The sequence below is a fragment of the Rhizobium centroccidentale genome, assembly GCF_030182565.1.
Lineage (GTDB): Bacteria > Pseudomonadota > Alphaproteobacteria > Rhizobiales > Rhizobiaceae > Rhizobium.
In genome coordinates this window covers 1-19,795 of sequence record NZ_JAQJCG010000006.1, presented here as the reverse complement: position 1 = coordinate 19,795, position 19,795 = coordinate 1, and the positions used below count along the sequence as shown (strand labels likewise).

The 19,795-nt window shown below is 60.4% G+C and carries 16 protein-coding genes; 5 read left to right on the top strand and 11 right to left on the bottom strand.

The window, feature by feature from the left end; translation table 11 throughout:
- Positions 1-227: 227 nt before the first annotated feature.
- Positions 228-1,763 (bottom strand): ABC transporter substrate-binding protein, encoded by a 1,536-nt coding sequence (locus PH562_RS10100; protein ID WP_285172852.1) that lies wholly within the window; start codon positions 1,761-1,763, stop codon positions 228-230.
- A 360-nt stretch (positions 1,764-2,123) separates the two neighbouring features.
- Here PH562_RS10100 and PH562_RS10095 point away from each other — a divergent pair, with 360 nt between their 5' ends.
- Both PH562_RS10095 and PH562_RS10090 read left to right on the top strand, forming a co-directional pair.
- A complete protein-coding gene (locus PH562_RS10095; protein WP_285172851.1) occupies positions 2,124-4,277 on the top strand; it encodes a thiamine pyrophosphate-dependent enzyme in 2,154 nt (717 codons plus the stop codon).
- 9 nt (positions 4,278-4,286) lie between these two features.
- Positions 4,287-5,840 (top strand): indolepyruvate oxidoreductase subunit beta family protein, encoded by a 1,554-nt coding sequence (locus PH562_RS10090; protein ID WP_285172850.1) that lies wholly within the window; start codon positions 4,287-4,289, stop codon positions 5,838-5,840.
- A gap of 178 nt (positions 5,841-6,018) precedes the next feature.
- Here the strand turns inward: PH562_RS10090 and PH562_RS10085 are convergent, their stop codons facing one another.
- The 3 genes from PH562_RS10085 to PH562_RS10075 all read right to left on the bottom strand — a co-directional run bounded on the left by PH562_RS10085 (position 6,019) and on the right by PH562_RS10075 (position 8,991).
- Positions 6,019-6,525: a MarR family winged helix-turn-helix transcriptional regulator gene (locus PH562_RS10085; protein ID WP_285172849.1), complete on the bottom strand. Its 507-nt coding sequence runs from the start codon at positions 6,523-6,525 to the stop codon at positions 6,019-6,021.
- Positions 6,526-6,552: 27 nt separating this feature from the next.
- Positions 6,553-8,142: a phytoene desaturase family protein gene (locus PH562_RS10080; protein ID WP_285172848.1), complete on the bottom strand. Its 1,590-nt coding sequence runs from the start codon at positions 8,140-8,142 to the stop codon at positions 6,553-6,555.
- Between the two features lie 66 nt (positions 8,143-8,208).
- Positions 8,209-8,991: a cyclase family protein gene (locus PH562_RS10075; RefSeq protein ID WP_285172847.1), complete on the bottom strand. Its 783-nt coding sequence runs from the start codon at positions 8,989-8,991 to the stop codon at positions 8,209-8,211.
- A gap of 392 nt (positions 8,992-9,383) precedes the next feature.
- On the opposite strand from PH562_RS10075, the gene PH562_RS10070 reads away from it, so the two are divergent.
- Together PH562_RS10070 and PH562_RS10065 are read left to right on the top strand one after the other, a co-directional pair.
- Positions 9,384-10,952, top strand: a complete 1,569-nt coding sequence (locus PH562_RS10070) for a phytoene desaturase family protein (RefSeq protein WP_285172846.1) — start codon at positions 9,384-9,386, stop codon at positions 10,950-10,952.
- Positions 10,953-11,049: 97 nt separating this feature from the next.
- A complete protein-coding gene (locus tag PH562_RS10065; protein ID WP_285172845.1) occupies positions 11,050-11,565 on the top strand; it encodes a MarR family winged helix-turn-helix transcriptional regulator in 516 nt (171 codons plus the stop codon).
- Between the two features lie 70 nt (positions 11,566-11,635).
- On the opposite strand, the gene PH562_RS10060 is transcribed toward PH562_RS10065, so the two are convergent.
- The 7 genes from PH562_RS10060 to PH562_RS10030 all read right to left on the bottom strand — a co-directional run bounded on the left by PH562_RS10060 (position 11,636) and on the right by PH562_RS10030 (position 18,769).
- Complete coding sequence (locus PH562_RS10060; RefSeq protein WP_285172844.1) at positions 11,636-12,310, bottom strand: amino acid ABC transporter permease; 675 nt, start codon at positions 12,308-12,310, stop codon at positions 11,636-11,638.
- 92 nt (positions 12,311-12,402) lie between these two features.
- On the bottom strand, positions 12,403-13,200 hold the full coding sequence (locus tag PH562_RS10055) for an ABC transporter substrate-binding protein (protein ID WP_285172843.1): 798 nt from the start codon (positions 13,198-13,200) through the stop codon (positions 12,403-12,405).
- Between the two features lie 81 nt (positions 13,201-13,281).
- On the bottom strand, positions 13,282-14,487 hold the full coding sequence (locus PH562_RS10050) for a pyridoxal phosphate-dependent aminotransferase (protein WP_285172842.1): 1,206 nt from the start codon (positions 14,485-14,487) through the stop codon (positions 13,282-13,284).
- A gap of 188 nt (positions 14,488-14,675) precedes the next feature.
- The gene (locus PH562_RS10045; protein ID WP_285172841.1) at positions 14,676-15,458 is read right to left on the bottom strand and encodes an HpcH/HpaI aldolase family protein; all 783 of its coding nucleotides are present in this window, start codon (positions 15,456-15,458) and stop codon (positions 14,676-14,678) included.
- Positions 15,459-15,622: 164 nt separating this feature from the next.
- The gene (locus PH562_RS10040; protein WP_285172840.1) at positions 15,623-16,903 is read right to left on the bottom strand and encodes a cysteine desulfurase-like protein; all 1,281 of its coding nucleotides are present in this window, start codon (positions 16,901-16,903) and stop codon (positions 15,623-15,625) included.
- Positions 16,904-17,005: 102 nt separating this feature from the next.
- Entirely contained in the window at positions 17,006-17,728 is a 723-nt protein-coding gene (locus tag PH562_RS10035) for a GntR family transcriptional regulator (protein WP_285172839.1), read from the bottom strand.
- A gap of 81 nt (positions 17,729-17,809) precedes the next feature.
- Positions 17,810-18,769: a DMT family transporter gene (locus PH562_RS10030; RefSeq protein ID WP_285172838.1), complete on the bottom strand. Its 960-nt coding sequence runs from the start codon at positions 18,767-18,769 to the stop codon at positions 17,810-17,812.
- Positions 18,770-18,906: 137 nt separating this feature from the next.
- Here PH562_RS10030 and PH562_RS10025 point away from each other — a divergent pair, with 137 nt between their 5' ends.
- A complete protein-coding gene (locus tag PH562_RS10025; protein ID WP_285172837.1) occupies positions 18,907-19,668 on the top strand; it encodes an AraC family transcriptional regulator in 762 nt (253 codons plus the stop codon).
- Positions 19,669-19,795: the final 127 nt, after the last annotated feature.

Here is a 19,795-nt window from a genome sequence, read left to right as displayed (position 1 = left end):
GTTATGAGTTCCGATCGCATGTGCTGACTGTAACATGAGAGTACAGGCCCCTCATCCGGCCTGTCGGCCACCTTCTCCCCATTTTGACGGGGAGAAGGGGATAGACCCACCCGCAGCCTTCCTTCCGAGCGTCTTTCCAGACGAGGGTACAGAGGTCGTCCCCTCTCCCCGTCAAAACGGGGAGAGGGCTAGGGTGAGGGGCAGCCACATACTCAAAGTCTGACGCATCAAGCCTTCGACACCAGCGTTGGCTGCAGGGCGCCGGAGACGTTCGGCGTGACCTTGAGGCTCGATTTATAGACGATCGGCTGGGCATATTGCAGCAGCGGGATCACATAGCCCTGCTCGGCGATATATTTGATCGCCGCCTTCCAGCCGGCAATGCGCTTTGCTTCGTCCTTTTCCACCCAGAGCGGTCCCAGCATGTCGTCGACATCCTTGGTCTTCCAGGCAGAGTGCGGCGAGGGGCCGAACATGGCAAAGCCGGTCGAGGTCGTCGGATCGCCGATGGCGTTGCCCCAGTTGTAGAAGGCGGCCGGCCCCAGCTGGTGGGCGGCGCGCAGCTCGTAGTGCTTGGCGATTTCATAGACTTCGATTTCGGCCTCAATGCCAACCTTGCGCCACATGCCGACGATGGCCTGGATCATCTCGTAATCCTTCGGCTTGAAACCGCGGGTCGTCTTGATGGTGAATTTCACCGGCTTTTCCGGCGAATAGCCGCTGGCCGCCAGGAGCTTCTTGGCCTGTTCCGGATCGTAAGGAGTTTTGACCGAGGCGTCGTAGGCCTCATATTCCGGCGCTTCCAGCGTCGACAGGGCGTTGCCGTAACCGCGCAGAAGCCGCTTGATGATTGCTTCCTTGTCGATCGCCATGTTGGCGGCGAGACGGACATTCTTGTCGAGCATCGGATCGACATTGCTGATGAAGATCATGCCGATATCGGAAATCGGCGTGGCGACGCCCGCGAGACCGGACTTCTTCTTCAGCCGGTCGAAATCCTCGTAGGGGATTTCCAGCGTCACGTCAGACGAGCCGGACTCGATTTCGGCGACACGGCTCGTCGTGTCCGGCACGAACTTGAAGATGACAGTGTCGAAGGCGGGCTTGCCGCCGAAATAATTCGGGTTTGCTTTCAGGCGCAGATAGGAATTGCCTTCATAGGCATCGACCATATAAGGACCGGTGCCGATCGGCTTCTTCTCGAAGCCTTGCGCGCCCACCTTGCTGTAATAATCCTTCGGCAGGACGTAGCCGGTGAGGAAGGCCATCCATTTGAAATAGGTCGGCTCGAAGCGGACGACATCGCCGGTGATGCGGTTGCCTTCCACCTTGTAATTATTGGCGGTCGACCAGATGAACTGGATCGGATTGCCCGTGTCCTGCTTGGCGGCGCGCTCCAGCGACCAGACGACATCATCCGGCGTGAACCTGGAGCCGTCGTGCCAGGTCACACCTTCGCGGACGTCCATCCAGACCTTAGTCTTGTCGTCGTTCCAGCCCCAGGCGGTGAGCAGGCCCGGCTGGAATTTCAGATCAGGCCCCTGGCCGATATACTGGTCGAAGACCGAGCGATAGATCGCCTGGATCGTCGGGTTGACGGCGGAGGGGCCGGTCGTCGGATCGAAAGAGGGCAAATTGACGTTGAAGGCAATGGTCAGTGTGCCTGCTTCCGCTGCTTCCACAGGCGTTCTGCCGGCTAAAATCCCAGTCATGAATGCGGCTGCGCCGAGGCTCAGGGCCTCGCGCCGAGTAAGCGTTGTCATGGTCACTCCGTTCCCCTGTTAAGCGACAGAAAAGCGTGACGCTCAACTGCCGCTGGCGATTTATTGTCGGAATGTTTTAATCTTAAAATACATCTTTTGGAGCGGCAAGCGCTTTCTCTGGGGCTTTCAAAGAATCCGGCGTCTATTTTGCGTCTAAATTACATGCATGCACATATATATTATGCGCTACCGGCTGCCATTCGAAGTTCCTGGTCTCAGAAAATGGAAGCGCTGGCACCACCGCGGATCGGCAATCCATTCAGCTGCATCTCATATTTGTTCGTTGACAGCTCAAGGAAGTTCAAAATATGATTTTGCAAATGATTTAAAACAAGCCCACAAGGGCAAAGGGGTAACGGCATGGCCGAGCGATCGTTTGCGCGCGAGGTCGAGGATCTGAAGCTCGGGGAAGGCGACATCTTCCGCGGCGAGGGTATTCTCGCGATCACCAAGGCACTTCTGCAATCCGGCGTCTCCTATGTCGGCGGCTACCAGGGTTCGCCGATTTCCCATCTCATGGATGTATTGGCCGACGCCAAGGATGTGATGCAGGATTTGGGTGTCCACTTCGAGACATCAGCCTCGGAAGCGGCTGCGGCCGCCATGCTGTCCGCCTCCGTCATGTATCCGGTGCGCGGCGCCGTCACCTGGAAATCGACGGCGGGCACGAACGTCGCCTCCGATGCGCTTTCCAACCTGTCTTCTGGCGGGGTCACGGGCGGCGCGCTGATCATTATCGGCGAGGATTACGGCGAGGGCTCTTCGATCATGCAGGAGCGCAGCCATGCCTATGCGATGAAATCGCAGATGTGGCTGCTCAATCCACGCCCGAACCTGCCGTCGATCGTGCAGGCGGTGGAAGAGGGGTTCGAGCTTTCGGAAGTGTCGAACACGCCGGTCATGCTGCAGGTCGGTATCCGCAGCTGCCATGTGCACGGTCAGTTCGTCGCCAAGGACAATAAGCGGCCCGTCTATACACTGAAGCAGGCGCTTGAAAATCCGGTTCGTGACGTCAACCGCATCGTGCTGCCGCCGGCATCCTTCCTACACGAGAAGGAGAAGCTGGAGAAACGCTGGCCCGCTGCCGTCGATTTCATCAGGAAGCGCCAGCTCAACGAGTATTTCGGACCCTCGGAAGGCGATGTCGGCATCATCCTGCTCGGCGGCATGTATAATGGCGTGCTGCGCGCGCTGCAGCAGCTTGGGCTTGCCGATGTCTACGGCAATTCTGCCGTACCGCTTTACGTCCTAAACGTCGCCTATCCGCTGGTCGATGACCAGATCGCCGAATTCTGCGCCAACAAGAAGGCGGTGCTGATGGTGGAGGAGGGGGCGCCTGAGTATATCGAGCAATCCCTGAATACGATCCTGCGCCGCCGCGATATCCAGACCAAGGTCGCGGGCAAGGACGTGCTGCCGATGGGCGGCGAATATACAGCACCTGTGCTGATGAAGGGCATCAAGAATTTCCTCGAGGTTCACCAGCGCGTGCTGCTCGGCAACCAGCCGCCGCTACCGGATCCGACGCCGATCCTCAACGATCCGAAGATCAAGGCATTGGCCGAGGTCGTGCCGCCGCGGCCGCCCGGCTTCTGCATCGGCTGTCCGGAGCGCCCGATCTTCGCCGCCATGAAGATGGTCGAGAGCGAACTCGGCCAGCATCACATATCAGGCGATATCGGCTGTCACCTCTTCTCGATTCTACCACCCTTCAATATCGGCAGCACGACCATGGGCTACGGGCTCGGGCCGGCAGCGGCCTCGGCCTTCAATGTCGCGGCTGACAAGCGCGTGATTTCGGTCATGGGCGATGGCGGCTTTTGGCATAACGGCCTCGCAACGTCGGTCGGCAATGCCGTCTTCAACAAGCAGGATGGCGTGATTCTCGTCGTCGACAATTACTATTCGGCGGCGACCGGCGGGCAGGACATACCGTCGTCGCGCGCGCTGAACCCGCGCCGCAAGACCAACAATTCTATCGTCAATGCGGTCAAGGGCATCGGCGCGACCTGGGTGCGCCAGATCGACCGGACTTATGATGTCGCCAAGATGCGCGACACGCTGCGCGAAGCGCTGACCTCTAGGGAGCCGGGGCCGAAGATCATCGTCGCTTCCTCGGAATGCATGCTCAACAAGCAGCGCCGCGTGAAGCCGCAATTCGCTAAGGCCGTCAAGGACGGCAAGCGCATGGTCAAGGAGCGCTTCGGCGTGGACGAAGATGTCTGCACCGGCGATCACGCCTGCATCCGTCTTTCCGGCTGTCCTTCGTTGTCGGTCAAGCACACAGACGACCCCTTGAAGGACGATCCGGTGGCGGCGATCGACAATAATTGCGTCGGCTGCGGCAATTGCGGCGAGGTTTCGGAGGCGGCGGTGCTCTGTCCCTCCTTCTATCGTGCCGATATCATCCATAACCCGACGGGCTGGGATCGCTTTGTGGCTCGCATGCGCTCCAGCATCATCGGCTGGCTGCAGGCGCGTCGCCGCGCCGGCCGCATCGTCTTTTCAGATTGAGAGGGCGAGATGAACGAGCATGTGAGCATGAGTGATCTCGGTGCTGTCAGGCTTTCTACGGACAAGCCATTGTCGCTTGCCGTTCTCGCCATGGGCGGGCAGGGCGGCGGCGTACTAGCCGACTGGATCGTCGGCCTTGCCGAGGCCGAGGGCTGGATGGCGCAGACGACCTCCGTGCCGGGCGTTGCCCAGCGAACGGGCGCGACGATCTACTATATCGAGATGCTGCCGGCGAAGGATGGTCACGCGCCGATCTTTTCACTGATGCCGACGCCTGGCGATGTCGATGTCGTCATGGCGGCGGAGCTGATGGAAGCCGGCCGCTCGGTACTGCGCGGCCTTGTCACGCCGGACAAGACACTGCTGATAGCCTCGACGCATCGCTCTTTTGCCGTTGCGGAAAAGGAAAAGCCGGGCGATGGCATCGGCAATGCCGAAGTGGTGGTCGATGCCACGGATTTCGCCGCCAAGCGCACCGTCGCCTTCGATATGGAAACGATGGCCGTCAGGAACGGCAGCGTGATTTCGGCCTCCATGTTCGGTGCGCTGGCCGGTTCCGGTGCGCTGCCATTCGGCAAGCAGGCTTTCGAGGCGATGATCCGCGCCGGCGGCAAGGGCATCGAGCCCAGCCTGAAGGCGTTCAACGCTGCCTTCGACCGCGTCAAGGAGAAGCCGCGCGATGCGGTTTCCGCAACGCCGCCGAAGCATTTCGACGCGCTGCCAGAGACGGCCGGTCATCCTGCACTCGACCGACTAGTCAATCGTCTTCGCGCCGAATTTCCCGAAATTGCCTGGCCGCTGCTGTTTGCCGGCGTCAAGAAGCTGACCGATTATCAGGACCCGGCCTATGCCGATGAGTATCTGAGCCGCGTCGCGGCACTGCATGCGCTGGATCGCAAGGCCGGCGGCAAGGATTTCGCTTTCACCGTGCAGGCGGCGAAATATGTCGCCGTCGCCATGGCCTATGACGATGTCATCCGCGTTGCCGATCTGAAGGTGCGCGGCTCGCGCTTCGAGCGCGTTCGTAAGGAAGTCGGCGCCAAGGACGACCAGATCGTCTATATGACCGAATACATGCATCCGCGCATGGATGAGGTCTGCGGCACGATGCCGAAAGGCATGGGCCTCTGGATCGAAAACCGGCCACGGCTGTTTGCCCGGCTCGACCGCTTCGTCAACAAGGGGCGCCGCGTTCAGACGGGCACGCTGTTCTGGTTCCTCGGCCTCTACATGGTCTCGGCGCTGCGCCGCATCCGTCGCGGCACATTGCGGCATGCCCGCGAGGTGGAGCATCGTGAAGCGTGGCTGGCGGCGGCGTGCAATCTGCTGACGGTGAATTACGATCTCGCGGTCGAGGTGCTCGGCAACCGCCGGCTCGTCAAAGGCTATTCCGATACGCATGCGCGCGGACTTTCGAAGTTCGACCGTGTCATGTCGGCCTTGCCACTTCTTCGCGACCGCGAGGATGGAGGCGCCTGGATGCGGCGGCTGCGGCAGGCGGCGCTGTTGGATGAAAAGGGAACGGCGCTTGACGGAGCGTTGAAGACTGTAGAGACGCTGTGATGGTGTCGTTTCAACCACTCGCCCTCGTGGTTCGAGGCTCCGGTCCTCCGCACCTCACCATCAGGGCTAACCTTTTGCGCTAGTTACGAAATTCGCTCCGCCTCATCCTGAGGTGCATCTTGAAGCGTAGCGGAAAGATGCCTCGAAGGACGAGGCGGCCACAGACACCCCGATCTCTTCAGATCTCGTGCTTGCGGATATTGTGCAGCACCTTGTGCAGTGTCGAGATGAAGGTGCGATATTCGGCTTCCTCCACGCCGTCGAACATCTGCAGGAACAGGTCGTACATGGTCGGCCAGACCTTCTCGAAGGCGACGCGGCCTTCCTCGGTAATGGAGACATCGCGGATGCGCATGTCTTCGGCGCGGGGCTGGCGGCGGATATAGCCCTGCTGCTCGAGGGAATCCAAGGTGCGGCTCATCGTCGATTGCTCGGTCACCGCAAAGACGGAGAGCTCGTTGATGGTGACGCTGGAGGAGACGCTGAGGACGGCAAGCGCGCGCATCTTGGCGGTCGTCATGTCGTATTCGCGCAGCTCCTCCGAAAGGTTGGCGTTCCAGCGCGCCATCAGCCGGTTCATCAAATAGGGTGCGAAGTGATTGAGGCCGATTTCGCCCATGGTCGGGCGCTTTGCGTTCTCATCCCGCTTGCGCCTCAAAATGGTGCCTGAAAACCGTTCCTCCATCGATGAAACTCCTTCTCCGGAAACGTGTTACTTCAGCGATGATGCGAGCAGGAAGCCGGAGCCCCCACCGAGGCCTGCACCGGGATGCACCGAAGCGCCGATGTGGTAGAGGCCTGATATGTGGGTGCGGTGGTTAACAGATGACTTGAAGGGACGCCAGATGAAAAGCTGGTCGATGCCGCAATAGCCGCCGTATGGATCGCCGCCGACCAGGTTCATGTTCATCGCCTCCAGATCAGCCGGAGAATAGGCGCGGCGCGCGAGTTTTATGCCGGAGAAGTTCTCGATATGGCTGGATAGAAGCGCCTCGATGCGGTCGGCATAGCGCTCGCGCACCTCTTCCGTCCAGCGGCCGTCCCTTGGCGTTTCGATTTCGCCGGCGGCATCTCCCTTGATGTGGCGCGGCGCTTCGGGAAGCTGCAGCCAGAGGATCGATTTTCCTTCCGGCGCGCGGGTTGGATCGAGCGCGACAGGCTGCCCGACACAGACCGTGGGTTCGGCGGGCAGAAGCCCGCGTTCGCATTCATTGGCGGCACGTGAGACGCCGTCGAGGCCCGAGGTCAGGTGCAGCAAGGCCACCTTGCCGAGTTCAGCATTGGCTTTCCAGCGCGGCGGCTCCGAAAGCGCATAGTGGAGCTGCATGTCGCCCTTGCCATAGCGGTAGCTGGCAACACCTGATTTGACCTCTGGCGGCAGCGGATCGGGCCAATCCATCATCAGCCGCTCGTAGAGCTGGTTGGGAGTGACTGAGCAGATTACGCCGGCCTTCGCCTTCAACGTTTCGCCATTCGCAAGCCTTACGCCATCGGCACTGCGATTGGCGTCCGGAATGATAGCCTCGACATCGGCACTCACGCGAATCTCGCCGCCATTGTCGGTAATCAGCCGTTCGAAGGCCGTCAGCAGCTTCTCGGCGCCACCCTTGACGATCGGCGCGCCGCCCAATTCCAGCGCAAAACCGATCACCTTCAGCATCTCGGCAGAATAGGCGCTTTCAGGCCCGAGGCCGCAATGAAGCACCCAGGGCGCCCAGAGCGCATGGATATCCTCGGACCTGTAACTGGTTTCGAGATAACCGCGTGCCGGTGTCAGGGCCTCGCCAAACCAGGCCGCAAGCTTCCGCAGCCCGCGGCTCCAGCCTTGCTTTGCAACGGTCTTCAGGGTCGATCCTGACCACAGCGCGCCGCCAAGCAGGGAAAACAGGAATGGCGCGTCGGACGCAAGGGCTTCCATGTCACGGGAGAAGGTCTGCCCGTCGCCGGGCGACAATTTGTCGAAAGCGGCGATATTGCGCTGCCTATCCTTGGAGAAGATGACGTGCGAGCCGTCGGGACGGAGCACGCCCGTGGGGAGGTCGGCATGGGCGAATTCCAGGCCTCGTGCCTCGAGATCCTTGCCGATGGCGCCATAAGCCGGCGAGGTGAGGAACAGCACCATGGTCGTTGCCATGACGTCGTGGATGAAGCCAGGCTCGGTGATCTCCTCGGTGCGTAGGCAACCGCCGATGCGGTCGTTGCGTTCGAGGACAAGAACCTTGTGGCCCTTTTTGCCGAGCATGGCGGCTGCGACGAGCGCATTTATGCCGCTGCCGACGATGATGTAGTCATGATCGCCCATTGCCGCCCCTCACTAAAGATGAATAGAAAGGAGGAGCCTGCCCCAGGCTCCCGCCTCTTCAGCCTATCATGCAATCAATGCCAGTGCGCGAACCGGCGAACCGGTGCCCTTGACGAACTTCAACGGCGCGGCGATCAGCACGGCGCCCTTGGCCGGGAGCTGGTCGAGGTTCGAAAGGCTGGCGAGGCCATAGCGATTGGCCTTGTGCATGAGGTTGTGCGCCGGGAAAGGCGGGTTCATGCCGCCGGCGGAACCGGCATCGGTGCCGATGGTCTCCTGGCCCCAGCCGATAATGCCCTTGGTGAGCAGATATTCGATCGCTTCGGCCGTCGGACCGGGGGAATGCGGGCCGTTTTCATCGGCATTCAGGAAGGTTTCGGTCGAGCCGTTACGCTTGTACCAGTCGGTACGCAGCAGTACCCAGCTGCCGGCTTCGATCGCGCCGTTCTGGGCTTCCCATTCCTTGATGCTCTCGACCGTCAGCAGATAATCGGGATTGGCGGCGGCTTCCCTGGAGCGGTCGATGACATTGACCGGCGCCACGAAATTCTGCGGCGGTATGGTGTCCGTCGTGTTGTTCGGGTTGTCCTTGCCGGTAATCCAGTGGCAGGGCGCATCGAAATGAGTGCCGGTATGCTCGCCGAGTTCCAGCCAGTTCCATGCCCAGAAGGGGCCGTCCTGATTGTATTCCGAGATCGTATGGACCTTGACGTTCGGCGTGTTCTTGCCGAACTGCGGCGGCAGGTAGAGCACCGGCGTATCCGGTCCGAGCGGCGCGGTGAGATCGACGACCTTGACGGAGCCCGAAAGCAGGGCCGAGGCGAGGCTGGCGAGTGTGGTAGCGGTCATATTTTGAGTTCCCCTTGTTGTCGCATAATCCCATGCAAAGAGCTTTTTACGGGCCTTTTATTCAGGATCAGGCATGAAGCCGGTATCGCCAGGCGCGGAGTGCCTTTCCTCCTGGCACCGGTCCGCGCGGCGGCGGAATAGGGGGAGCCTATGTCACAATATATGATATTGCAAGCATTGCAGCCTGCTTCCGGAGGCCAAAATCGGGCTTCTATTCGAGGCTTGGCTGAATTGATAAAATACTGAAATAGAACGAAAGTCTTGGGAATCTCTTATGCTCAATCTACCTAAGATTGTCCTTCTATTGTGCAGTTCGCGCTTGTAGATACTTGAAGCTTAAAGCTCAAAATGTATGCATGTGATAATAATCACAATTCAAAGAGGGGCAAGCGATGAGCTATGATGCGATCATAGTGGGTGCCGGTCACAATGGTCTGGCGGCGGCGGTACATTTGGCCTCCAAGGGCTGGAAGGTCGCCGTCATCGAGGGCAATGCGGAGCCCGGCGGTGCGGTCAAGACCCGCGAGGTGACGCTGCCCGGTTTCCGGCATGATCTCTGTGCCATGAACCTCTCAATGTTCGCCGGCTCGGCCTTCTTCGCGCAGTATAAGAACGAACTTTTGGCCGAAGGGTTGGGCTTCGTACCTGCAGCGGATTGTTTCGCCAGCGTCTTTCGCGATAACGCCTATCTCGGTGTCAGCACCGATCTGGAAAAGACCGCGGGAGCCATCGCCGATATCTCGCCGCAGGATGCCGCAGCATGGCGCACTATGCTTTCTACGTTCGGGACGGATGCCCCGCACATTTTCGGCCTGCTCGGCTCGCCGATGCCCTCGATGGCTGCCGCCAAGGTCGTCTGGAAAGCCTGGCGCGACAAGGGGACGGGTTGGGTCTACGACACGGCGCGCATGCTCTTTGCCTCGCCGCGCGATTTTCTTGATGCCCGTTTCCAGAATACCAAACTCAAGACGATGATGGCTGCCTGGGGGCTGCATCTCGATTTTGCACCGGATGTCGCCGGCGGCGCGCTCTTTCCCTATCTCGAATCCATGGCCAATCAGGCATTCGGCATGGTGATCGGCAAGGGCGGTGCCGATACCATCATCAAGGCGATGGCCGCAGTGCTAAAGAGTAAGGGCGGCGAGCTGATGCTCGGCACGCGCGTCGACAAGATCACGACCTCGGGCGGCAAAGCGACAGGCGTTGTGCTGGCCGATGGACGCCGCTACGAGGCGAAACGTGCCGTGATCGCCAATGTCCACCCGCAGATCCTGTTCGGCAAGCTTCTGGAACAGGACCCGTCGCGCCGGGAATTCGACGGCAAGGTATCCCGCTTCCGGGCCGGCCCCGGCACGATGATGATCCATCTGGCGCTGTCGGGCCTTCCGGAGTGGACGGCCGGCCAGGCGCTGCAGAATTTTGCCTATGTGCATATCGCGCCGGATCTCGAAATGATGTCGCGGGTCTATGCCGAGGCTATCGGCGGGCTGCTGCCCACCGAACCTGCCCTGGTGATCGGCCAACCGACTGCAATCGATCCTTCGCGCGCGCCGGCCGGACAGCATGTGCTTTGGATACAGGTGCGTGTCCTACCGGCGGAATTCCATAGTGATGCCGCCGGTCAAATCAGCGGCGCGGGCTGGGATGAGATCAAGGATGCCTATGCCGAGCGCGTTCTCGATATCGTCGAACGCTATGCGCCCGGCTTGCGCGGCAAGATATTGGGGCGCTCGGTCTTTTCGCCCGTCGACCTGGAGCGCGAGAACCCGAACCTCGTCGGTGGCGACAATCTCTCCGGCAGCCATCATCTTGACCAGAATTTCCTGTTCCGCCCCGTCGCCGGCTATTCGCGATACAAGACGCCCGTGGCATCGCTTTACATGTGCGGGGCTTCAACATGGCCGGGCGCGGGAACGGGCGCCGGCTCCGGCTTCATGTTGGGGAAAATGCTGGCAAAGTGACAGTTATGCGACTTGACGGCCAAACCTTTGACATTTCAAATATCGTCCCCTAGATCGCTTAGATTGATGATGCGGAATGATAGGCCGAGGCGACGTTATGACAGAGTCCGAGAGTGCAACCGTTGACCTGGAGATCATCGTTCAGGGAGCGCAAGAAGGCAAAAAGCTGGAGCTGCGGCTCTGGCTGCGCATGCTCTCGACCACGAAGCTGATCTCGCAGGAAATCCGTCGCCGCCTGCGCAACGAGTTCGGCGCGACCTTGCCGCAATTCGACCTGATGGCGCAGCTCTATCGCGAACGGGAGGGCTTGCGGCTCGGGGAGCTTTCGAAGCGCACCATGGTCACCAACGGCAATGTCACCGGGCTGGTCGAACGCCTGGAAGCGGATGGCCTTGTGCAGCGCGTGACGCCCGATGGCGACCGGCGCGTGACGGTCGCGAAGCTGACGGAAAAGGGCGAGACCCAGTTCGGCGCCATGGCTGCCGCCCATGAAGGCTGGCTGCGCGACCTGATGGCGGATGTGGAGCCTGCAATCGTCAGCGAGCTGTGGCGGGATATCGGCGCGGTGAAATCATCCGTCAGCAATCATCTTTCTGGTGCCGATTTCGACTAATCGATGCGCCGTTTGCCTGTTTCCAGCAATTCCGAACGGAAAACTGTTAATACACTTTTCCTGGAATTGCCTATCGCGCCCGCTCGTCCTTGAACTTCTTCTCAAGAATGCTGACGAGGCGGACCATCGGCCAGAGCAGGATGATATAGATCAGCGCGGCCATGATCAGCGGCGAGGGGTTGGCGTAGAACCCTTGCGCGTTCTGTCCCTCTTTCAGCAATTCCGGCAGCGCTACGGTCGAGGCAAGCGACGTATCCTTGAACATCGAGACGCAATTGCTCGTCGTCGGCGGAATGACGATACGCACCGCCTGCGGCAGCACCACCTTGTAGAGCGTGATCAGGAAGGGGATGCCGAGGGCGGCAGCCGCCTCGAATTGCCCGCGCGGAACGCTTTCTATCCCGGAGCGAAAGACTTCGGCCGAATAGGCAGCCAGCACAATGGAAAATCCGAGGATCGCCGACCACCAGGCGGAAAAGCTGATGCCGACGAAGGGCAGGGCGTAATAGATCAGGATCAGCACGACCAGCATCGGCATGGCGCGCATGATGTCGATATAGGCGATCGTCAGGAGCTGCAAAGGCTTGGGAGCGTAGAGGCGGATCAGGCTGATGATGAGACCGGCGGTTACGCCGATCAGGATGCTGACCACGCCGAGCGCGATGGTCATCCAAAGCCCGCGCAGCAGCTGTGGGAAAGCCGAGATCATGACGTCGGAATTGAGGAAGGTGTCGACGAAAGACATTGGCACTCCCGCGTGCGAAACGAAGACGAGGTTTCCTGCATCCGCGCCGGTCGTTGCGACCGGCGCAGTTCATTTCAATAATGATCTTTTGATCACGCCTTGGGGATAGGCAGTTCGGTGATGGTGGAGGAGCCTGCCGGTGCCTTGCCGCCGAACCACTTCTCGTGGATCTTTTCGAGCGTGCCATCCTTCTTCATCGCGGTGATCGCATCGTTGATCTTGGCGACAAGCGGCGAATCCTTGGTCATCATCAGGCCGTATTGTTCACCGGTCTTGATGCGATCCTTGATGGCAAAGCCCTTGGTCTTGACGAAGAGATACTGCATGCCGGGGATGTCACTGACGACGGCATCGATGCGGCCGGCCCCGAGATCGAGGAACATATCCTGCTGCGAGTTGTAGCCCTTGATGTCGGCAAAGCCTTGAGCAGCCTTGTTGTCATTGGCCCATTTTTCGCCCGTCGAACCCGAAAGCACGCCGATAGTTTTGCCCTTGAGATCGGCAAGCGCCTTGATCGAGCTGCCGTCCTTCGTGGCGACGCCCATATCGGAATCGTAATAGGGCTGGGTGAAAGACTGCGACTTCAGGCGTTCCGGCGTAATCGTGATGGACGAGATCGCCACGTCGATGCGCTTGGAACTGGTTGCGGCAAACAGGGCCTGAAAGCCGTAGTCTGCGATATTGGTCGTCATGCCGGCGCGCTTGGCTGCTTCGTTGACGATATCGACCTCGAAGCCCTCGAAGCCGCCATTCGCGGTCTTATATTCGAAGGGCGGGTTGTTGGGATAAGAGCCTACGTTCAAGACATCGGCGGCATAGGCGAAGTGGCTTCCGCCGGCGAGGCCGACGGCGGTCGCCAGGATCAGCAGGCTGCGACGAGTAATGGGCATTTTCTTGGTCTCCCTCTGGTTATGGCTGTGGGCTTTTCCTCTCACCCACGGGGTATTCCGTCCGCCCGACCGGCGGCCGTATCATGTCATCGCATTGACCATGCGATCGAGTGCGATGCGCATCTGTTCGGTTTCACGGAAGGTGCACATGCGCAGGAAGGCGCGGGATGCCTCGCCGAAGTGATATCCCGGCGCCAGGCCGACGCGGGCTGTCTCCAGGATGCGTTCGCAGAGTGCCGCCGCATCGGGCTCGCCTTGCAGCGCGAAGAAGGCATACATGCCGCCGCGCGGCTTTTCCGGCAGGATGATGCCCGGTATCTTCGGCAGCTTCTCATAGGCGAGATCGAGCCCTGCCTTGATGCGTCCACGGATTTCTGCAACCAGCGGCTCGCCTTCGCGCAGAGCCGCCGCCGCGCCGGCCTGAACCATGGCCGAGGTGCCGCTGTTGATATACTGCGTCATCGCCCCCAGCTGATCGGCGACGGCCGATGGGTGCGTCAGCCAGCCGACGCGCCAGCCGGTCATCGCCCACGCCTTGGAGAAGCTGTTGATCGCGATCACGCGATCGCCATCCTCGGCCACCTGCAGGATCGACGGAGCGATGTCGCCGTCGAAATAGAGGCGGGCATAGACCTCGTCGGAGATGATCCAGATGCCGGTGCGGCGGCTGAAATCCAGCAGCGCCTGCATCTCTTCTCGCGACGCTGTCCAGCCCGTGGGGTTGGAGGGCGTCGATAGGAAGATGGCGCGGGTGCGGGCATCGCAACGGGCGAAAAGCTTGTCGAGGTCGAGACGCCAGTCGGTATCGAAATCGAGCGACACGGCGCGCGGCTCGCCGCCGATCAGATGGATGGCGTTATGGATGTTCGGCCATTGCGGGGCGACATAGACGACATTGGTGCCGACATCGACGAGCAGCTCGAGCGCCATGTAGAGCGCCTGCATGCCGCCGGGGGCAACCGTCGTGCGCTCGATCGGGATGGGGCGGCCGTGCCAATGCGTCTGATAGTCGGACAGTGCCTCGTTCAGCGTCGCCAGGCCACGCATATTCGGGACATAGAAGGTCGCGCCGTCGTCGAGCGCTTTCTTCGCAGCATCGCGGATGAACCCCGGCGTCACGATATCGCCTTCGCCGAACCAGAGCGGAATGACGCCGCCGAGTTCGCGGGCGCGCTTGGCAAGCACGGCAATGTTGTCGGTGCGCATGTCACGGATCTGGGCGCGAATGCCTTCGAGAGCATCGTGGCCTGTCATCGCGTTCGGCAGGTTATGCTGCGATAGAGACAAGAAATTTCCCCTGGGAATTCTGTATTGGAGGGTTCAGACGGCTGTGGGAGCTTTCGCTTTTGCAACCCCTCGATTTCGAATGGTTATCCAAAAACAACTGCATTTCAAGGACAAATTTTAAGCTTAAAAAGTCTACCTTCCTGCTCAATTTCGCTTTGCCCGTTGAAATGGTAACGCACTGATAGAAATCAGCTTTCCTTGTTATCTGGCGCATACTTGCTTTGTTTTGCGGCGTCGACGCCGGCAGCCAGGCTGGCGCCCAGAAACATCGTATCGCTTGCCAGTATGAAGAAGCTGATGCCGGCTTCCGACCATGCGCCGACATCGTCTGTCGAAGGTCGAAAGATACCGACCGCTCGACCGGCGGACAGAGCCGCCTGCGTGATGGTTCTGATCGCCGCATCGAGCCTGTCCTTGCCGGCCGGTCCCATGGCGTCAATCGAAACGGAGAGATCGCCGGGGCCGATGAAGATCAGATCGACGCCATTGACGGCGGCGATCTCGGCGATATTGGCAAGCCCCTCGGCCGTTTCGACTTGGATGGCAAGCACCAGCTCTTCGTTGGCCTTGGCCAGATAATCCGGGATGCGGTAGCCATAGGCGGCGGCGCGGCCGGGGCCGACGCCACGCGCACCGAGCGGCGGATAGCGGGTAGCCTTAACGGCGGCGCGCGCCTGCTCCGCTGTCGAAACGCGCGGTACGAGAACGCCCGCTGCGCCGGCATCCAGGACGGTTGCGATATCCTCAGCCGCATGGGCGGGCACGCGGACCATGGCGGGAACCCTATGGACATCGGCGGCGCGGATCAGATCCTCGATGCGCTCGCGGCTGATCTGCGAATGCTCCCAGTCGATGCAGAGGAAATCGACGCCCGAGGCTGCCGTGACTTCGATAGCGACCGGATGCGGAATAGCCGCAAACGTACCAATTAGCAGCGTCTGCTCGATACAGTTCCGGCGGAAATCGCTCATCGGCATCCTCATATTTCAGCGGTCGTCTCAACAAGGGATAGACCGAAAGATACAGGGCAATCTGCTCTGCGTTCAAAACAGCTTTCCGTGCCGATCGAAACACCGGCACGGAGGCATTGCGGTGGCGGAGTTGTTCGGGCGCCGCCACCGCTCACAGGCACGGCTTACTTGCGCCGCGCCATGATCTCGGTCAGGACCGCGTCGAACCGGGCGATCTCTTCGACCTTGTTATAATGCACCAACGAGACGCGGATGGCACCTGTTTCCATGGAAAGGCCGAGGCGCTTCATCAGGCGCGGCGCGAACATGTGACCATCACGCAGGCCGATGCGTTGCTTGCCCATTTCGTCGGCAAATTCCTGTGGCGTGATGCCTGGCATGTTGAAGCAGATCGTGGGAACGCGCTGCTCGAGGCGGCTCTCGTCGGAGATGCCGTAGATGGTGGCGCCGTGGCGTTTCAGCACCGCGATCATTTCGCGCGACAGCATCAGTTCGTATTGGCGGATCGCGCCCATGGCGGCGGCGAGCGCCTCACGGCGGCTATGATTGCCATCAGCCAGGAAGCGGCGGCCAAGGCCTTCGAGATATTTGACCGCGGCATTCATGCCGGCGACGTTCTCATAGGTGAAGGTGCCGACTTCGATCTTGTAGGGCGGTACATCCGGAATGAAGTCTTCCTTGAATGTGGGAAGCTTGACCAGCGCGTCATAGCGGCCCCAGAGGAAGCCCATGTGCGGCGAGAAATTCTTGTAGCCGGAGCAGACGAGATAGTCGCAGCCCCAGGCCTGCACGTCGATCAGGCCATGCGGGCCATAATGGACGCAATCGAGGAAGGTTTCGGCGCCTGCCGCCAGCGCCAGTTTGCAGACGCTAGCGACATCGACGATCGTGCCGATTGAATGCGCCGTGACGGTGCAGGCGACGAGGCGGGTCTTGTCGTTCAGCAGCGGCTTCAGGTCTTCCACATGTAGCGTGCCGTCCTCGCGCATGCGCCACCAGATGATCTTGGCGCCATCGGCTTGCAGCGCCATCCAGGTGGCGATGTTGGCGTCGTGATCCATATCGGTGACGACGATCTCGTTGCGCTCGCCGAGCAGCTTGGCAATGCCGAGGCTGACGAGGCGAATGAAAGAGGTGGCGTTCTGGCCGAAGGAGATTTCCTCCGGGCGATAGGCGTTGACCAGCATGGCGACGCTTTCGCGCGCTTCTTCCAGATTGCGGTCGACGCCCTGGCTATGCTGGTATTTCGCCATGCGCTGGACGTTGAAATCGATGAGGTGATTGGCAACCGCGTCCACCACCGTTTGCGGCACCTGCGCACCGCCCGCATTGTCGAGAAAGACAAAATCGCCAGCTTTCCGAATGGCCGGGAACATGGCGCGGATCTCGTCGACCGGGAAGCTGTTGTGGCCGGCGAATTGCGATGCGGAAGCGGCGGAGCTCATGGGGACCTCGCTCTGGATGTTGGGATTTAAGCCTCTATTTTGATCATTTGATCACAAAATACTTTAAGGTTCAACCAAATTTCTGAATCTCTTTTGCGACGCTTAGCGGCGGCCTGAGCCGGAGCCCTTGCGCGGCTCGTCCTGCATGGCCGGGCAATAATCCTGCAGGATTTCGTGGGTGCGTCTGATATCGGCGACGACGCCTTCGCGAGCTGCGGCGAAGTCTCCCACCTTCAGCGCCTTGACGATAGCAACATGCTCGCCGGCAGGGTCAAGCTCGCCGCTGCGCATCAAAGGCTCGACGGAGGCGGAGAGCATGCGCATATAGGGGCCGAAGCGCAGCCACAGCGTTTCGATGAGTTGCAGCAGCACCTCGGAGCCGGAGGCGCGATAGATGGTGAAGTGGAACTGCTGGTTCTTGGCCATCAGGTCGTAGACGTTGGCGCCGAGGCCGATCACATGCTGCTCGCCGGCGATGCGCTCCAGTGTGGCGATATCTGTCGGGGTGAGGTTCGGAATGCCGAGTTCCGCGGCGAGCCCCTCCACAGCGATGCGGGCGCGGCAGAGGTCGTCCAGGCGGGCAAGGGTGACGATGGGGATGCGGGCCGAGCCGTTGGCTGCGACTTCGAGCGCATTTTCGGCCGCGAGCCGGCGCAGGGCTTCGCGCACCGGCATATTGCTCGTGCCGAATGTTTCGGCGAGCGAAGCGATGGTCAGCGTCTGGCCGGGATCGAAATTGCCGGCCATGAGCGCGTTTCGCAGCTGCTGATAGACGCTCTCCTGGATCGTCGTTCTAGAGGACACCGGTTCCAGGGCTATGCGCACGCTTGTTTCCTCTCCGCTTCTCGGGACTCGTTCATGGTAGAACGAAGGGCAGGCGAAAGGAAAGAGGCTCCCGGAGCGGGATTAGGCTTCCTCGATCTCCCAGCTTGCCTCATCGGCCGATACGGTCGTTTGATCATTCTTCGCCGGAACCTTGCGTAAGCCAAGGCCGACGCCGATGAGAGCAAGCGCGCCGCCGATCGCATGATGGGAGTGCAGTTGCTCTCCAAGCAGCGCCCAGGCAAGTGCGGCAACGACGATCGGCAGAAGATTGATCAGCAGGGAGGCGCGGCCGGCGCCGAGCTTATGGATGCCGATCATCCAGCAGAAGGGGGCGACCAGCGAGGTCGGGATCGCCGCATAGAGGATCAACGGCAGGTTTGCCGTGGTGATCGGCGAGATATCGCCCATCAGAAAGACCGGAACCAGCAAGAGGGTGGAAAAGCCGATCTGCCAGAAAAGCTGCTGCCACATCGAAAGCGGCATCGCCCAGCGTCTCAGCATGACGCCATAGAGCGCATTCGCGAGGACCGCGATAATCATCAGGCCGTCGCCGATGTGGAAGCCGCCATTCACCAGCCGCATCGGATTGCCCTGAGAGGTCAGATAGATGAGGCCGATCAATGAGATGGCTCCGCCTGCGATGCTTGCTGCGGTCAATTTTTCAGAGGCCAGCAGGCTTGCGAAAAACGTCGACAGCAACGGCATCAAGGCAAGCATGACGCCCATGTTGACGGCAGAAGTGGTCTTGGCTGCCTCATAGGCGAGGCTCTGATAGATCACCATGCCCAGCGCACCGAGAATTGCGAGTTTCAGCCAGTGCTCGCGCAGCAGCGCGCGGTTGCCCCATGCCGCCCGGCCAACGAAGGGCAGGAGGACGATGAAAGCGAGCAGCCAGCGATAAAAGGAAATGGAACCTGGCGAGATCACGCCCGCCGACGCCTTGGTGACGACGATATTGCCGGACCAGATGAGCACCGTCAGCAGCGGCGCGAGCCCGGCGGCGCTGATTATGGATGCGGAGGCGTTCGGCTGGGTGCTCATGCGAATGGCCTCTCGTCGTCGTCTGACTTGGGTGAAACTGAGGGAGACGGACACGCTTCGCCATCCAAAGCCTTTGTACTCCTTGTCCGAATTCCGGTATATAACGATAACAAGACAATCAGTAGCGAAATGAGGACATGTCCAGCAGGCCTCCACGCATAGAGGGCGACCCGCCGAATCCGGTTTCCTTCCGAACGGAGAATTATAGGGCAGGCACGGTTTTCCCCAAAAAGAGCCAGCCTTGGGGCGAGCTCAATTATGCGATTACCGGAGTCTGCGAGTTCGATATCGAAGGCATGCGCTATCTCTCGCCGCCGCATTATGCCATTTGGCTGCCGCCGGATACGATGCACGGCGCCCATAATCAGCACGATCTGCGCTATGTGACCGTCTATGTCGAACGCGCTCTTTGCGCGAACCTGCCTGACAAGCCGTCGACGCTCAGCATCAGTCCGCTGCTTAAGGCAATCCTGGCGGATTTTGCTGCACGTGATGTCACCATACCTGAAACAGCCGAAGATTTGCGGCTCGCGCAGGTTCTGGTCGACCAGATTCGCCTGGCGCCGTGGCGCGAGAGCTACTTGCCGCTTTCCGACGATCCGCTACTCGGGCCGGTACTCAGTGCCCTGCAGTCCGCTCCTGACGACCGGCATTCCCTTGCGGAATGGGCGCGCCGGATGGGGACGACCGAGCGCACGCTCTCGCGCCGATGCCAGAATGATCTCGGCCTTTCCTTCAACGAGTGGCGGCAGAGACTGAAGCTCGTTGCTGCATTGTCGATGATCGAGGCCGGAGAGCCCGTGCACCGCATTGCAACGCAGCTGGGTTACAGTAATGCGTCGGCCTTCATTGCCATGTTCCGCCGGCTCACGGGCACAAGCCCGACACAGATGCGCTAGAGCGGCTCAGTTTTTCACGGAATCTCTGAGCCGCTCCATCTCTTTGGCTTCACGCAATCCCGGACGGAAAACCGCTTGTCTTATGACTTTGTCTCGTTTTAGGCGACAATGGATTGCCGCCTGTGGG

What these genes read in the sequence shown, in the direction of transcription:
- PH562_RS10100 (WP_285172852.1), bottom strand. Translation starts at nt 1,763, where the DNA reads ATGACAACGCTTACTCGGCGCGAGGCCCTGAGCCTCGGCGCAGCCGCA.
- PH562_RS10095 (WP_285172851.1), top strand. Translation starts at nt 2,124, where the DNA reads ATGGCCGAGCGATCGTTTGCGCGCGAGGTCGAGGATCTGAAGCTCGGG.
- PH562_RS10090 (WP_285172850.1), top strand. Translation starts at nt 4,287, where the DNA reads ATGAACGAGCATGTGAGCATGAGTGATCTCGGTGCTGTCAGGCTTTCT.
- PH562_RS10085 (WP_285172849.1), bottom strand. Translation starts at nt 6,525, where the DNA reads ATGGAGGAACGGTTTTCAGGCACCATTTTGAGGCGCAAGCGGGATGAG.
- PH562_RS10080 (WP_285172848.1), bottom strand. Translation starts at nt 8,142, where the DNA reads ATGGGCGATCATGACTACATCATCGTCGGCAGCGGCATAAATGCGCTC.
- PH562_RS10075 (WP_285172847.1), bottom strand. Translation starts at nt 8,991, where the DNA reads ATGACCGCTACCACACTCGCCAGCCTCGCCTCGGCCCTGCTTTCGGGC.
- PH562_RS10070 (WP_285172846.1), top strand. Translation starts at nt 9,384, where the DNA reads ATGAGCTATGATGCGATCATAGTGGGTGCCGGTCACAATGGTCTGGCG.
- PH562_RS10065 (WP_285172845.1), top strand. Translation starts at nt 11,050, where the DNA reads ATGACAGAGTCCGAGAGTGCAACCGTTGACCTGGAGATCATCGTTCAG.
- PH562_RS10060 (WP_285172844.1), bottom strand. Translation starts at nt 12,310, where the DNA reads ATGTCTTTCGTCGACACCTTCCTCAATTCCGACGTCATGATCTCGGCT.
- PH562_RS10055 (WP_285172843.1), bottom strand. Translation starts at nt 13,200, where the DNA reads ATGCCCATTACTCGTCGCAGCCTGCTGATCCTGGCGACCGCCGTCGGC.
- PH562_RS10045 (WP_285172841.1), bottom strand. Translation starts at nt 15,458, where the DNA reads ATGAGCGATTTCCGCCGGAACTGTATCGAGCAGACGCTGCTAATTGGT.
- PH562_RS10040 (WP_285172840.1), bottom strand. Translation starts at nt 16,903, where the DNA reads ATGAGCTCCGCCGCTTCCGCATCGCAATTCGCCGGCCACAACAGCTTC.
- PH562_RS10030 (WP_285172838.1), bottom strand. Translation starts at nt 18,769, where the DNA reads ATGAGCACCCAGCCGAACGCCTCCGCATCCATAATCAGCGCCGCCGGG.
- PH562_RS10025 (WP_285172837.1), top strand. Translation starts at nt 18,907, where the DNA reads ATGTCCAGCAGGCCTCCACGCATAGAGGGCGACCCGCCGAATCCGGTT.